Genomic DNA, 14,076 nt, shown 5'->3' on the forward strand with positions numbered 1-14,076 from the left:
TCAAGAGGTTCGCGTCATGTCAGGACCCGTTCCTGACCCGAACCTCTTGATCACCGGTGGCGGGTTGGGGGGATCGGAGCCGGGCGCGGCGGCCGTAGTCGGCGGCCACCGCAATCACCAGGGGGCCCCACGCGGCCAGCGGTGCGTAGTACCGCAGCACGTCCCAGCCGGGCGGGGTGCGCGCCGGTTCGTCCCGCCCCATCCCCACCCAGCCGCGGTTCACGACGTGGAACGTGCTGTTCAGCACCAGGTACAGGCAGATGGCGACGAGCAACGAGCCGCCGACCACCGCGGCGAGCACGACCGGGCGTGCCGGGATCGAACGCCTGCCGAACAGCGGCACCCAGTGCGGCACCTGCTGTCCCCAGTGGTGCACCAGCCCGAGTGTCGACAGGGCCAGGCCCATCGACAGGACGGACAGGAAGATCATGTACCACGTCGTGACGGCGTCGTCGGTGAACACGAGGGACAGTCGCCAGATCGCGGACGGCAGGACGCAGAGCGGGACGGCGTACGCGGCCCCGACAGCCCAGGGCGCGGGAGCGGCGGCCCAGGTACGGCCCGAGTCAGTGGATGTCATGCGCGTTCCGATCGTCGAGGGCGATCCGGTAGAGACGCAGGGCAATCGCACCGACGACGAAGACGCCGCAGGCCACCGCCCATCGCCGCACCCGGTCGATCGCTGCGGATCGAGTGGCATTCATGAACCGATGATCTGCGGGCCGGACGCGCGCCTCCTCCCCGGCGGAGGTGAACCCGTTCCCGCCTTCGAGGGAGGAGTCGCGCGCCGGAGCGGAAACACGGTGGCGGCGAATAGGCGCGACGACGAGCATCGGGGGGTGGATCAGCACACGAGCGAGATCGTCGACTACTACACGCTGCGCTACCGCGAGGACCAGCGGCTGTCCGCCCGCCCCCAGGCACGGCTGGAGTGGATCCGCACGACGCAGCTCCTGCGGGATCTCCTGCCCGGCCCGGGTGCCCGCGTCCTGGACATCGGCGGAGGCACTGGCGAGTACGCGAGGGCCCTCACCGGTGCCGGCTACGAGGTCCGCCTCGTCGACCTGGTGCCGAGTCACGTCGCCCAGGCACGCGGCGGACAGCCGCCCATCGAGGCCCGGGTGGCCGACGCGCGGGCGCTTCCCGACGCCGACGACGCGTACGACGTGGCGCTCCTCCTGGGGCCGCTCTACCACCTGGTGAACCGTGCCGACCGGCTGAAGGCGCTACGGGAGGCCGTCCGGGTCACCCGCCCCGGCGGTCACGTCGTGGCCGCCGCCATCTCCCGTTTCGCCGGCCCGCTGGACTTCGCCGCCACCGGACGCCTCGACGAGAGGCTCCTCGACGAGGCCGAGAGCCTCCTGACCGACGGCACCAACGATCCACGGACCGGTTTCACCCATGCCTACTTCCATCGGGTCGAGGAGATCACCGACGAGTGTTCGGCGGCGGGGCTGACCGACGTCGTCGTACACGGGGTGGAGGGCCCCGCGTGGACGGCTGCGGAGGCCGCGGCGGGCGGGCCGGGGCAGGACGCGGTCTTCTCCGCGGCGTTGGATCTGGCCCGCGTCTACAGCACCGAGCCAGCGCTGGTCGGATCGAGCGCGCACCTCCTGGTCGCCGGACGCGTCCCGGGGCGTTAAGCGGTCAGCCGGCGGACCAGCTTGCGGAGGCCGGCCTGCCAGCCGTCCGGGTCCTCGGCGCGGCGGCGGGCGTAGTCGGCGACCTCCGGGTGCGGCAGGATCAGGAACCGCTCCTCGGCCAGCCCGGCGATGGTCGCCTCGGCCACCTGGTCCGGGCTGAGCACCGCTCCGGAGGCGGCGATCACCCGGGCGCCCAGGTGGCCCTCGACGATGCCGTCGGCGAGCATCGGGGTGTCCACACCCTGCGGGCAGAGGGCGCTGACCCGGATGCCCCGGTCCCGGTAGGTGATGGCGAGCCACTCGGCGAAGCCCACCGAGGCGTGCTTCGTCGTGGTGTAGGCGGCGTCGCCCACCGCGGTCAGCACCCCCGCCGCCGAGCAGGTGTGCAGCAGGTGGCCGCCGCCGCGGGCGAGCATCCCGGGTAGCACCGCGCGGGCCGAGTAGACGTGGGCGAGCACGTTGACCCGCCACGCGCGGTCCCAGGCCGCGTCGTCGACCTCCACTCCCCCGCCGGTGGTCACTCCCGCGTTGGCGCAGAACAGGTCGATGCGGCCGAAGCGTCGTTCGGTGTCGTCGACGATCGCGCGGACCTGGGCCTCGTCGGTGACGTCGAGGGCGGCGGCGTGCGCCACCGGGCCGATGCTCTCGGCCACCGCGTGGGCCGCCTCGGCGTCCAGGTCGGCGACGATCACCGCTGCGGCGCCCTCGGTGGCGAAGCGCCGTGCCAGTGCCGCCCCGATGCCACCGGCCCCGCCGGTGACCACCGCGATCCGGTCGGTCAGGTTCACGCGGACGCTCCCACGGGCTCGGTGCCCAACCGGGCGATGAGGGTCATCAGGGCGGCGGCGCTGCCGGCGGTCACCTCGGGAGTGGGCAGCAGCGCGAGGACCGGCACGTCCACGCCGGCGTCGGCGTAGCGGCGGACCTGGGCCCGGCACCGCTCTGGCGAGCCGTGCAGCACCAGGGCGTCGACCACCTCGTCGGGCACCGCCGCGCTGGCGGCACGCCGGTCACCCGCCGCCCAGGCCTCCCACATCGGCGCCAGCGCCTCCGTGCGGCCGAGCCACCGATGGAATTCGGCGTACGCCGGCACGGTGAGGTAGCTGGTGATCAGCCGGCGGCCGAGGGTGCGGGCGTACGCGGTGTCCTCGGTGGGGCAGACGAAGATCCGGGCGGCGATCTCGAAGCCGGCACGCCGCTCGCCCAACTCGGCGAGGGTCCGCGGCACGTCGTCGGCGCTGAGCCAGTTGAGGATGACCCCGTCGGCCTCGGCGCCGGCGAGCCGGAGCATGCCCGGGCGCAGCGCGGCGAGCAGGATCGGCGGCGGCACCGCCGGTGGCCGTTCGAGGGTGAACCGGCGCACGGTGAAGGTGTCGTAGACCTCGTCCACCGTCTCGCCGCGCAGCGCGGCGCGCAGGAACCGCAGGACGTCGCGGGTGCGCCGGAACGGCTCGTCGAACCGCACCGCGTTCCAGTCCCGCACGAGCACCGGCGAGGACGCGCCGATGCCGAGCGCGAACCGGCCCGGTGCCGCCTCGGCGAGCGCCGCCGCGCTCATGGCGAGCAGCCCGGGGCCACGGGTGAAGACCGGGGTGATCGCGGTGCCCAGCCGCAGCCGCGGCTGCCACGCCGCGGCGAGGGCCAGCGGCGTGAACGCGTCGGTCCCGGCGACCTCGGAGGACCACACGTCGGTGAACCCGGCGCGATCAAGGGTCGTGTAGACCGCCTGGTGATCGGCCAGCGGGATCCCGCCCAACGGCACCGTCATGCCCCATCGATTCGTCACCGATCGATCGTGCCCGTTGACGGTGCCTGCGAGCAAGATCCCCGAAGTGGGCAGAATCGCCGGTTCGCGGCTGCGCGCCCCGGCCGAGGTGCTACGACTTCGAGGTGGACCGGAGCACCGGCGCAGGCCGCTGACCATGGGTTCCAGGGCGGCGGGACACCTGGAGCCGGTTCCGGCGGCGGCCGCGCCCGGTCGGGCCACGTTCCTGGAGCTCTTCTTCGACCTGGTCTACGTCTTCGCGCTCACCCGGATCTCCGCGCGCGCGTTCGAGGACCTGACCGAGAGCCCGGCGCGGCAGCACTTCTGGGCGGCGGTCACCGGCAGTGGCAAGACGCTGCTGTTGCTGCTGGCCCTCTGGTCGGTCTGGCAGGGCACCGCGTGGACGACCAGCCGCTACGACCCGTACCGGGCGCCGCTGCAGACAGTGGTGTTGACCGCGCTCGTGTCCAGCATGGTGATGGGGGTCGCGATCCCCCGGGCCTTCAGCGAGACCTCGCTGATGTTCGCGACGGCGTACGTCATCGCGCAGGTGACCCGGCCGCTGATCCTGTCGATCGCGTTGGGGCCACATCCGTACCGCCGGCTGAAGGTGCGGATGACAGTGGTCTTCGCCGTCAGCGGGGTGTTCTGGATCGGTGGGGCGTTGCTGGCCACCAACGGGCAGGTGGTGCTCTGGACGCTGGCGCTGCTCATCGAGTACCTGGCGGCGCGGTGCGGCTGGCCGGTGCCGGGCCTGGGCCGGTCGACGGTCTCGAAGTGGGAGATCGCCGGGGAGCACCTGGCCGAGCGGTACCAGCAGTTCTTCCTCGTGGCGCTGGGCGAGACGATCCTGGTGGCCGGTTTCGCCTACAGCAAGGGCACCTACGAGTCGGGGCACGCGTTGGCCTTCGCGCTCGCGGTGGCCACGTCGATCATGCTGTGGCGGATCTACGTCCAGCGCGCCGGGCAGATCCTGGCCGAGGCGGTGATGACGGCCCGTCACCCGGCCAACATCGGTCGCTCGGCGGCGGACACGCACCTGGTCATGGTGGTCGGCCTGGCCGCCACGGCGGTCGGCTACGAGCTGATCATCGACCACCCGCTGGGCCATGCCCCACCGACGTGGCTGGCCATGACGCTCGGCGGACCCGCGCTGTTCCTGGCCGGCCGGGCCCGCTTCGAGTACGAGGTGTTCGGGCGGGTCTCCCCGTCGCGCTGGATCGCCATCCTGGTGCTGGCGGCGGTGGCCGTACCGCTGCTGTTCCTGCCGGGGTTGGCCGCGTCGGCCGCCGGAGTGGTCGTGCTGGGCGGCGTCGCGGTCGCCGACGCCCGCCGGGCGCGGGGCGGGCCGCCGGAGGCCGCCGCGACACCGTTCTGAGCCGTCGGCGTACGCCGAACGGCCGGATAGTCTCGGCGGGTGACCTTCTCCCTCGTCGCCCGATCCGCCGACGGCCGCCGCCACGGCGTCGTCGTGGCCAGCAAGTTCCTCGCCGCCGGGGCGCTGGTGCCGGCCGCGCAGGCCGAGGTCGGCGCGCTGGCCACCCAGGCGCACGTCAATCTCGCCTACCGCCCGCAGGGGCTGACTCTGCTGCGCACCGGGGTGGGCGCCGCCGACGTGGTGGCCGGCCTGGTCGCCGCCGACGCCGAGCGGGAGCACCGGCAGCTCGGCGTGGTGGGCGTCAGCGGGCCGGGCGCGAGCTGGACCGGCCCGGCCTGCCACCCGTGGGCCGGCGGGCGCACCGGCGACGGCTGGGCCGCGCAGGGCAACATCCTCACCGGCCCGGAGGTCGTCGACGCGCTGGGCGACACGTGGCTGGCCTCCTCGGCGCTGCCGTTCGCCGAGCGGCTGGTCGCCGCGCTGCGCGCCGGTGACGAGGCCGGTGGGGACCGGCGCGGCCGGCAGAGCGCCGGTCTGCTGGTGGTCGAGCGCGGCGGAGGGTACGGCGGCACCAGCGACGTGCTGATCGACCTGCGGGTGGACGACCACCCCGACCCGGTCACCGAACTGGGCCGGCTGCTGGCCGTGCACACCCTGCTGTTCAGCCGACCCGACCCGGCGACCCTGCTCGACCTGAGCGGCGCGGTCGCCGACGAGGTCGCGACGTTGCTCACCGCGCTGGGTCACCCGGTCGGCGACGACGGGCCGGAGGCGGCGCTGTTCTCCTGGGCGGGGCTGGAGAACCTGGAGGAGCGGCTGGTGCCGGGCCGCATCGACCCGGTGGTGCTCACGCACCTGCGGGGCGTCGCCCCGCACGTTCCCGCACCCCGCCCGGCGAGCTGACCGGGCAGCCCGGCGTCACCCGGGCCCGCGCCCGGTCCGGCGAGCCGACCGACCAAAGCGGCGCCGGCGGCACCCGCTGACGGGTCAGCGCGGTCGGGTCAGCGGCCGAAGGCGAGCCAGCGGAAGCCGGCGGCGTCGATCGCGGCCCGTTCCGGGCCGGTCAGCGCGGCACGTCCGGTGGTCTTGCGGATCAGGGTCAGCCGGTCCCAGCCCAACGCGGCAGGCGTGGGTCGCCCCGCGGTGAGCAGGTCGGCGATCACCGCGGCGGCGTGCGGTGTGAGCCACGGCTGGCGGTCCAGCGCCGCCGCCAGGTCCAGGCCGTGCACGCCCACCTCGACCACCCGGGTCCGCAGGAACTCGTGCAGGAGCATCGCATCGCCGTGGCGGGTCCGGACCACCCGATCGGGCGGGGCTCCGGCGACCGCCGCGTCGGCGGCCCGCCAGGCCCGCTCGAACCCGGTCGCCAACGCCTCCCCGCTCGCCTGCCGCGCGTCGCGGCGGCCGCCGGCGATGCGGTCGGCGTCCACCTGCGGGGTGAACTTCGCCGCGCCGAAGTAGCGGGCGGCGTCCACCTCGGCGCGCGGAGGTGCGGGGGCGGCGAGCATGTCGGCCAACCGTCCGGCGCCGGTACGCACGTGCGCGAGCAACTCCCGGACGGTCCACGGCGGGCAGGGGGTGGGCCGGTCGAGGTCGACGTCGTCCACCTCGGCCAGGACCTCGGTGAGCCGTCCGCACTCGGCACGGAACGCGGCACGAACCGGGTCCATCGGTCGGCTCACCCCTTGACCCTCGGCACCAGCCGATGCACGACGGTCAGCACCAGCGCCATCACCAGCGCCATCGTGCCGGCGATGCCGGCGGCGCTGCCCGCGTACCCGACGAAGAGCGGGCGGCGGCTCAACTCCTCCGGCCCGGTCCCGCGCAGGTCCACCAGCCAGGTGAGGGCCAGCCCGGAGGCGATCAGGGCGAGCACGCCGGCCACGCCGAGCACGATCGCGGCGACGCGGTGGGCGTCGCCGGGCGCGATCTGGGCCTGCTCGCGTTGGGTGATCAGCAGGACCAGTCCCGCCAGCGCCGCCCAGACGCCCACCACCAGGTAGGCGGCGACCGCGTCGCTGGGCCGGTGCCAACCGGCGGACAGGGTCGCCACGCCGGCGAGGGCGGCGTAACTCGCGCCGACGAAGGCGCCGACGGCCCGCACCTTTGGCGGCAGGACGAGCATGAGCGCGACCGCCACCGAAGCGGCCACGGCGGTGTGCCCGCTGGGGAGGCTGTTGCCCACCGCTGCGCGGTCCGGGTCGAGGCCGAGGTCGGGCCGGCTCAGGCCGTACTTGAGCAGTTGGGTGGAGACGTTCGCCCCGGCGATGAGCAGGGTCGCGGTGACGGCCAGGGCGATCCGCCCCCGGATGAGCGCGATGAAGCCGATCATCGCGGTGGCAGCGAGCAGGGAGACCACCGACATCGCGTTGAGGATCCGGTCCACCGGACCGTCGATGCGGTCGTGGCCGATCTGGTTGCCGGTCAGTGCGACAGTGTCGACCCACTGGCCGATCTCGGTGTGCAGGGCCACCCGCCAGACGGCGAGGAAGGCGGCCGCCTGGACGAGGGCCAGTACGACCAACCAGACCGCGGTCCAACCCCGTGCCGTCGCGCGCATCCGCACACCGTAGCGGCCGGTGCCGGCCGGTCGGTCGGTGGCCCACCGGCTCCCGCCGGTTAGGTTGGGACCGAGGCGAGGAGGTGGCGGTGGACGGCACACCGGGGCGGGAGTCCGGCCAGGTCGAGCCCGGGCCGGACCGGGCGGCGGCGGCCGGTCCACACGCCGGTGGGACGGCCCCGGTCGAGTCCCTGGCGGACCTGCTGGGCGGTCGGCGGGGCGCGGTGGACGCCACGCTGCCGCCGGTGGCGTTCGCGCTGGGCTGGCTGATCGGGGGCGAGTCGCTGTGGGCCGGGGTGGGCGCGGCGCTCGCCGTGGGCGTCGTGGTGGCCGGCGTACGGCTGCGGCGGGGTGACCGCCCGCGCTCGGTGCTGATCGGGCTGCTCGCCGTCTGCGTCGCGGCGCTGATCGCGGTGCGGACCGGGCGGGCCGAGAACTTCTTTCTGATCCAGCTGCTGTCGAACGCCGCCAGCGCGCTGGCCTGGGCCGTGAGCATCGTGGTGCGCTGGCCGCTGCTCGGCGTGCTGGTCGGCGCGGCGCTGGGCCAGCGGACCCGGTGGCGGCGGGACCCGGCGCTGCTGCGCGGGTACGGCAGGGCCAGTTGGGTGTGGACGGCGACCTATGTGGTGCGGGTGGCGGTGTTCGTCCCGCTGTACCTGAGTGGGCAGGTGCTCGCGCTCGTGGTGGCCCGGATCGCGTTGACCTGGCCGCTGGTCGCGGCGGCGCTGGCGGTGAGTTGGGTGGTGCTGCGCCGGTCGTTGCCGACCGGGCACCCGGGGCTGCGTCACCCGGTCACCGGCGACCCGGACGTCCGGCCCGACGAGCAGGCAGGGCACGGGTCCCGGCGGGCATAAAAGTGGAGAGGCCGCCACGGGGGGAGCGGCCTCTCCGGTGACGTACGTTACTCCGTCATCCTCTGTGGTGTGATCCCGCGACAGCCGGAATTTCTGGGCTTTTTCGCGGCAGTCTTCAGTCCGGGCGGTGGGGTGGGCCGGTCGACCCGCTGCGTTGGCCAGATGACCGGCCCACCCCGGCCTGACCGTGGGTGTCAGGCCGTCCGCCGGCCGGGTCCCGTCGTTCCCCCGGACCCGGCCGAACCCCGGGGTGGGCGGGGCACTCCACCCACCCCGGGTCGTTGTCAGCCGTTCGGGAACAGGGTCCCGTAGTCGGCGTACGCCATGGCCACGTCGGCCTGCGCCCAGAAGCGGTGGTAGTTGAAGCTGGGCTCCGCACCACCGTTCAGGTACGCCTGCACCTTGGGCCAGTCGGGGTCGTTCTTGTAGAAGGACCGGATGTCGAGGAAGCTCTTGCCGGCGGCGATGGCGTCACCGTTCGGCATCTTCCCGGTCCAGCCCGGCGGGACGTAGAGGCCCTGCCCGGTGGACGCGTCGTAGACGTCGTCGAAGCGCTTGTAGTCGCCCCGCGTCTCGGTGGTGGAGACGCCCTTCGCGTCACTGGCGGCGTCGAGCGCGTCCAGCAGGCCCTTGGCGGTGGTCTTCGCCGCCGCGTTGCCCGACTTGGCCGCGTACGCGATCAGGGTCCGGGCGTAGGAGGCGGCGACGCCGACGTCCTGGCCCTTGCTGATCACCTCGACGTGCAGGTTGGTGTTGGGCTGCGGGCTGGACGGGTTCCAGGTGGTCGGCTGACCGGTCCACTTCATGTCCGACGGGATCGACCAGTTGGTGCCGACGGTCGTGTTGGCGATCGCCCACGGCACCCACTTGTCCAGCAGCGCCTTGGCCTTCGCGTTGCCGGTCTGCAGATACAGCTCGGCGATCCGCTGCATCGACCACGCCTGCATGCCGAACCACTGGTTCGACGGCGGGTCGTTGTAGACCGGGTCGACGTCGTAGAACATGCCGTAGAAGGTGCTAGTGCCCGACGGCGGCTGGGCGTAGCTGCCGTCCCAGCTGTTGGTCGCGCCGCCGGCGATGCCGCCCTCGGACGACTGCAGCCAGGTGTAGAACTCCAACTGCCGGTCGAAGCTCTTGGTCCAGTCGGCGACAGCTGTCGACGACTGCGGCTTGAGCTCCGGGGTGTTGGTCAGCGCCCAGGCCGCGAACGGGTTCTGGTAGCCGAAGTGGTTGTGGCTGGAACCGATCCGCCAGGACCAGTTCTGGCTGGTGTCGTACGCGCCGCCCCAGGCGTAGTACCAGGACAGCAGGTAGTGCGCCGAGTCCTTGCCGCTGCCGGCGGGGCAGGTGCTGGCCCCGACGCAGTTGCCGATCTTCTTGAAGTACTTGTCGAACATCGCGTACCGCAGGTAGTCGCCCATCTTGGCGGCCTTGGCCACGGTGGCGGCGACGTCGGCCTGCTTGCCCTGCGCCTTGGCCCAGGTCAGCGCCCAGTACGCGGCCTGCACGGCACGGGCGTCGGCGTCCGGGGCGTTGGTGTACTTCCACTGCTTGGCGGGAGCGCCGGTGTCCTTGACGAACAGGTCGAGGTAGCCGTACTGACCGCCGTGCTTGAAGGTGTCGCAGGACGGCTGCGGGACGGTCTCCCACACCGACTCCTGCGTGCCCCGCTGGAACGTGTTGATGTACGCCGGCTTGGTGGTGCCGTCACCACAGTGGCCGAAGCCGTAGGTGTTGTCGACGTCCATCAGCCAGTGCATGCCGTAGATGTCGCCGGTGCCGTAGGTGGACTGGAGCTCCGAGCGGAGCGGGTCCTGCCCGACGGAGATGTTGGGCTGCAACGCCGAGGGGTACTGGCTGGGCAGGTTGTACTCGGCGGCGTACTGCGGGGTGCCGGCGGAGCCCGCGGTGGGCTGGTCGGCGTGCGACGGGATGATGTACTTCTCCATCACCGTCCAGGCGTTGTTGAACGGCGCCCAGTTCTGGGTGACGCGGCCGTACTGGGCCTCGAGCCAGATCCAGAAGCTGAACGCTTCCGAGGTGGTCTCGTGGCCGTGGTCGGGCGCCTCGACGATCAACGTCTCGACCGAGTGGTACGGCACGCCCTCGGGGCTGAAGTAGCCCGAGTTCTTGATCTTGCCGTACTGGTCGAGGAACTTCTTGATGTAGGCGTTGTCGCCGCCGGGAGTGTCGTTGTCGATCTCCGTGGCGGTGACCGCCAGGGGCGCGAGACCGGTGGCGGACGCGGTGATGGTGGCGGCGCCGCCGACGGTGTCGGTGTCCTCCGCCGCGGCGACCGTGACGGTGACCCCGGTGTTCCAGTTGGTCGGCGTCAGCGTGGCGCTGGTCGGCGAGACCGTGATGTCGGTGTCCCCGCTGGGGGTGAGGGTGACCGGCACGCTGGTCGTCGGCGCGGCGCTGAGCTTGAGGTTGAAGGTGGTCGTGCCACCCTCGTTGACGCTGACCGCGGACGGCGTGGCGATCAGCGTCGGGCCGCTGGCGGCGCCGACGGTGAACGCCTTCTCGGCGACCCCGATGCCGTTGGCGTTGTCGTACGCCTTGGCCTGCACCGTGTAGTTGCCGGCCGGCAGGTCCTCCTGCGTGTACGCGTACGGCGCGGTGGTGTCGGTGTTGATCAGCAGGCCGTTGCGGTAGAACTCGACCTTGCTGATCGTCCCGTCCGGATCGCTGGCCGTGGCGGTCAGCGGCACGTCGGCCGGGGCGGTGAACGGCCCGCTCGGCAGGGCGAGGGAGACGGTCGGCGGCTGGTTGGCCGGGGTGCCGTTGCAGGAGGTGCCGTTCAGGGTGAACGAGGTGGGCTTCGGGTTGCTGCCCGAGTAGGAGCCGTTGAAGCCGATGGTGGTGGAAGCACCGGTGCCGAGGTTGCCGTTGTACGACTCGTTGGTCGCGGTGACCTCACTGCCGGACTGGCTGAACCTGGCCGACCAGCCCTGGGTGACTCGTTGGCTGCTGTTCGGGAAGGTCCACTTGAGGGTCCAGTTGCTGACCGCGTCGCCCAGGTTCTTGATGGTCACGTTCGCGGTGAAGCCGGTGTTCCAGTCGTTGGTCGCGTAGACCACGTCGCAGGCGGGTGCTGCCTGCGCGGCGCCGGCGGGCAGCGTCACCCCGCCGATGGCGAGCGCGGCGGCGGCGAGAATCGCCACTCGGCGGCGTCGTGCCAGTTGTCTCATGTGCGCGGTGTCTCCTCGGACCAGGCCGGGGTGGTCCCCGGCGAGGCGCCTGCCCGCAGGTGTGGTGGTACGCGGGGGATTCGAGGCGCCGGGAAGGTGGTCGCCCCGGGCCCGGCCGGGGTACGGCGGTGCGGCCCGCGCGGGAGGGGGTCCCGCCGGCTGCGATCGGGTGCCGTGACCGGAAGTCGTGCTGCCGGCTGCCCTCGGCGGACCCACGCCCACGCGATCTGGCTCCTGTCGCGTTGAATCGACAGTGTGCCATGGAAGCGCTCCCACAACAAGCGCACAGGGGGCGGGATCACCCAGTTGTTTCGATCTCGTTTTGGGTCTTTCACAAAGGCGTGACGGGCGTTACAGTCGCAACATCGGTCGATGGGAGCGCTTCCATCGACAAAGGTTCCAACTGGAAGATCACCGGGACCGTCCTCGTGGCGGGCCCGGGGAACCAACCCGAAGGCCGACGGCGGGCCAGCCCGGACGCCGCCGTCAGCCATCATCCCGCCACAGGGAGGGAGGTGGAACCAGAGCCACTCGCGTGGCCCGGCTCCCGCGCGACACGCACGGCAGGACCCAAATTCCGCCCGTGTGTGTGCAGTTACGGTGGGGACGGGGGTTGCCCTCCCCCGTCCCCACACTAAACCCCCGTACACAATGGGAAAAGAGGCCGACGGGACAGGCGCGAAGCGCCGCCCGGTCGGCCTCGTTCGCTGTCCGGGGCCCTCACCCGCCTCGACCCGTCACGCCGGCCGCCCTGACGGCCGGCTCACCGGGCCGGCCGCTCCTGGCCTATCCTGGGAGCGCTCCCGAATCTCGGCGGCGGCCCCGTATCCACGAGGAGAATCCATGTCGATACCTACCGGGCCCGCCGGCCCGCTGCGCTTTCCCCGCGACTTCGGCTGGGGCGCGGCCACCTCCGCTTACCAGATCGAGGGCGCCACCAAGGAGGACGGCCGCGGCGAGTCGGTCTGGGACACCTTCAGCCGTGTCCCCGGGCGCACCCGCAACGGCGACACCGGCGACGTGGCCGCCGACCACTACCACCGGTACGCCGAAGACCTCGACCTGATGCGCGACCTGGGTCTGCGCAGCTACCGCTTCTCCATCTCCTGGCCCCGCGTCCAGCCCGACGGCACCGGAGCGCCCAACCAGCGCGGGCTCGACTTCTACCGCCGTCTCCTGGACGGCCTGCACGAGCGCGGCATCGCCCCGATGGCCACCCTGTTCCACTGGGACCTGCCGCAGGCGTTGCAGGACGCCGACGGCTGGGAGTCCCGCGACACCGCCTACCGCTTCGCCGACTACGCCGACGCGGTCTTCACCGCCCTCGGTGACCGGGTGCCCGTCTGGCTCACCATCAACGAGCCCAAGACCGTCGTGCAGAACGGCTATCTCATGGGCCACCACGCGCCCGGCCGGCAGGACCCGGACGCCGCCTACCTCGTCGCCCATCACCTGCAACTGGCCCACGGTCTCGCGGTCCGGGCGCTGCGCGCCGCCGACGGCACCGGCCGGATCGGCCCCGCGCTCAACCTGCACCCCTGCTACCCCACCGACGACTCCCCCGAGGCCGCCGCCGCCGCCCAGCTGTACGACGGCTACGAGAACCGCCTCTACCTCGACTCGCTGCTCAAGGGCAGCTACCCGCAGGATGTGCTGGCCGACCTGGGCCCGCAGAGCCGGATGGTGCGCGGCATCCGCGACGGCGACCTGGCGGTGATCTCGGCCCCGGTCGACCTGCTGGCCGTGCAGTACTACACGCCCATCTACGTCACCGCCGACGGCAGCACCGAACACCGGTGGCCGACCTCCGAGGCCGGTTGGCAGCAGATCTACCCCGACGGGATGTACGACATCCTGACCCGGGTCACCCGTGACTACGGCCCGATCCCGCTCACCGTCACCGAGAACGGCCTGCCCACCCCCGACACCCTGGCCGCCGACGACACAGTCGACGACAGCGGCCGGATCACCTTCCTGCGCGACCACCTGGCCGCCGCGCACCGCGCCATCAGCGCCGGAGTGCCGCTGGAGAGCTTCCACGTGTGGTCGATGCTCGACAACTTCGAGTGGGACGAAGGGTACGACCAACGCTGGGGCCTGGTCTACGTGGACTACACCACCCAGCGTCGGGTGCTCAAGCGCAGCGCCCACTGGTACCGCTCCGTCATCGCCGAGGGCGGTTTCTGAGCGGGCCGCCCGGACGGCCGGGCCCGGACGGCTCGGCTCCGGGTGAGCCGGTGACCGTCCGGGTTCCGGTCGGGAACGTTCAGCGGGGCAGCGCCTGCTGCAACTCCGCCCGCAGGGCAGGGGTGAGCATCTCCCCCGCCTGCTTCGCCAACCGGGCCATCTCGTAGCCCACCACGCCGATGTCCGCATCGCCGGCCGCGAGCGTGGCCAGGATCGACCCGTCGCGGACCTGCATCACGAGGAAGTAGCCCCGGCCCATCTCGACCACCGTTTGCTTGACGATGTCGCCGTCGAACATCTGCGCCGCGCCCGCCGTGATGCTCATCAGCCCGGACGTCACCGCGGCGAGCTTGTCGGCGTGGTCGCGGGGCAGATGGTCGGAGATGGCCACCAGCAGCCCGTCGGAGGAGACCACCACCGCGTGCGCCACACCCGGCACCCGCTCCGCGAACGCGCTCACCAGCCAGCTCAGGTCACGTGCCTCCTGGCTCAACGTCG

The 14,076-nt window shown here is 72.5% G+C and carries 13 protein-coding genes; 5 read left to right on the plus strand and 8 right to left on the minus strand.

Annotation, left to right across the window (positions count from 1 at the left end; all coding sequences use genetic code 11):
• Positions 1-19: 19 nt before the first annotated feature.
• Complete coding sequence (locus AB0B97_RS12710; protein WP_357493193.1) at positions 20-580, minus strand: hypothetical protein; 561 nt, start codon at positions 578-580, stop codon at positions 20-22.
• The gene (locus tag AB0B97_RS12715) at positions 567-833 is read right to left on the minus strand and encodes a hypothetical protein (RefSeq protein ID WP_357493195.1); all 267 of its coding nucleotides are present in this window, start codon (positions 831-833) and stop codon (positions 567-569) included. Before AB0B97_RS12715 ends, AB0B97_RS12710 begins: the two co-directional genes overlap by 14 nt.
• Positions 834-839: 6 nt before the next feature.
• On the opposite strand from AB0B97_RS12715, the gene AB0B97_RS12720 reads away from it, so the two are divergent.
• Positions 840-1,643: a class I SAM-dependent methyltransferase gene (locus AB0B97_RS12720; protein ID WP_357493197.1), complete on the plus strand. Its 804-nt coding sequence runs from the start codon at positions 840-842 to the stop codon at positions 1,641-1,643.
• Here the strand turns inward: AB0B97_RS12720 and AB0B97_RS12725 are convergent.
• Together AB0B97_RS12725 and AB0B97_RS12730 are read right to left on the minus strand one after the other, a co-directional pair.
• Positions 1,640-2,431, minus strand: coding sequence for an SDR family oxidoreductase (locus AB0B97_RS12725; protein ID WP_357493200.1), 792 nt, complete (start codon positions 2,429-2,431; stop codon positions 1,640-1,642). The genes AB0B97_RS12720 and AB0B97_RS12725 overlap by 4 nt on opposite strands.
• Positions 2,428-3,411: an LLM class F420-dependent oxidoreductase gene (locus AB0B97_RS12730; protein WP_357493438.1), complete on the minus strand. Its 984-nt coding sequence runs from the start codon at positions 3,409-3,411 to the stop codon at positions 2,428-2,430. Before AB0B97_RS12730 ends, AB0B97_RS12725 begins: the two co-directional genes overlap by 4 nt.
• 64 nt (positions 3,412-3,475) lie before the next feature.
• On the opposite strand from AB0B97_RS12730, the gene AB0B97_RS12735 reads away from it, so the two are divergent.
• A complete protein-coding gene (locus tag AB0B97_RS12735; RefSeq protein ID WP_357493203.1) occupies positions 3,476-4,786 on the plus strand; it encodes a low temperature requirement protein A in 1,311 nt (436 codons plus the stop codon).
• 39 nt (positions 4,787-4,825) lie between these two features.
• Positions 4,826-5,689 (plus strand): DUF1028 domain-containing protein, encoded by an 864-nt coding sequence (locus AB0B97_RS12740; RefSeq protein ID WP_357493205.1) that lies wholly within the window; start codon positions 4,826-4,828, stop codon positions 5,687-5,689.
• 98 nt (positions 5,690-5,787) lie between these two features.
• On the opposite strand, the gene AB0B97_RS12745 is transcribed toward AB0B97_RS12740, so the two are convergent.
• Positions 5,788-6,456: a maleylpyruvate isomerase N-terminal domain-containing protein gene (locus AB0B97_RS12745; RefSeq protein WP_357493440.1), complete on the minus strand. Its 669-nt coding sequence runs from the start codon at positions 6,454-6,456 to the stop codon at positions 5,788-5,790.
• Positions 6,457-6,464: 8 nt separating this feature from the next.
• Positions 6,465-7,352, minus strand: a complete 888-nt coding sequence (locus AB0B97_RS12750) for a phosphatase PAP2 family protein (protein WP_357493208.1) — start codon at positions 7,350-7,352, stop codon at positions 6,465-6,467.
• 185 nt (positions 7,353-7,537) lie between these two features.
• On the opposite strand from AB0B97_RS12750, the gene AB0B97_RS12755 reads away from it, so the two are divergent.
• Positions 7,538-8,200, plus strand: coding sequence for a DUF3159 domain-containing protein (locus AB0B97_RS12755; RefSeq protein ID WP_357493442.1), 663 nt, complete (start codon positions 7,538-7,540; stop codon positions 8,198-8,200).
• A 284-nt stretch (positions 8,201-8,484) separates the two neighbouring features.
• Here the strand turns inward: AB0B97_RS12755 and AB0B97_RS12760 are convergent, their stop codons facing one another.
• Entirely contained in the window at positions 8,485-11,391 is a 2,907-nt protein-coding gene (locus tag AB0B97_RS12760; protein WP_357493210.1) for a glycoside hydrolase family 48 protein, read from the minus strand.
• Positions 11,392-12,234: 843 nt separating this feature from the next.
• Here AB0B97_RS12760 and AB0B97_RS12765 point away from each other — a divergent pair.
• Positions 12,235-13,578: a GH1 family beta-glucosidase gene (locus tag AB0B97_RS12765; protein ID WP_357493213.1), complete on the plus strand. Its 1,344-nt coding sequence runs from the start codon at positions 12,235-12,237 to the stop codon at positions 13,576-13,578.
• Between the two features lie 79 nt (positions 13,579-13,657).
• Here the strand turns inward: AB0B97_RS12765 and AB0B97_RS12770 are convergent, their stop codons facing one another.
• Positions 13,658-14,071, minus strand: coding sequence for a roadblock/LC7 domain-containing protein (locus tag AB0B97_RS12770; RefSeq protein WP_197281421.1), 414 nt, complete (start codon positions 14,069-14,071; stop codon positions 13,658-13,660).
• Between the last annotated feature and the right edge of the window lie 5 nt (positions 14,072-14,076).

Source organism: Micromonospora sp. NPDC049004, from assembly GCF_040649315.1.
GTDB lineage: Bacteria > Actinomycetota > Actinomycetes > Mycobacteriales > Micromonosporaceae > Micromonospora.

Bases quoted from the DNA above. Each gene is read 5' to 3' on its own strand.
- AB0B97_RS12710 (WP_357493193.1), bottom strand. From the start codon at position 580: ATGACATCCACTGACTCGGGCCGTACCTGGGCCGCCGCTCCCGCGCCC.
- AB0B97_RS12715 (WP_357493195.1), bottom strand. From the start codon at position 833: ATGCTCGTCGTCGCGCCTATTCGCCGCCACCGTGTTTCCGCTCCGGCG.
- AB0B97_RS12730 (WP_357493438.1), bottom strand. From the start codon at position 3,411: ATGACGGTGCCGTTGGGCGGGATCCCGCTGGCCGATCACCAGGCGGTC.
- AB0B97_RS12745 (WP_357493440.1), bottom strand. From the start codon at position 6,456: ATGGACCCGGTTCGTGCCGCGTTCCGTGCCGAGTGCGGACGGCTCACC.
- AB0B97_RS12760 (WP_357493210.1), bottom strand. From the start codon at position 11,391: ATGAGACAACTGGCACGACGCCGCCGAGTGGCGATTCTCGCCGCCGCC.
- AB0B97_RS12765 (WP_357493213.1), top strand. From the start codon at position 12,235: ATGTCGATACCTACCGGGCCCGCCGGCCCGCTGCGCTTTCCCCGCGAC.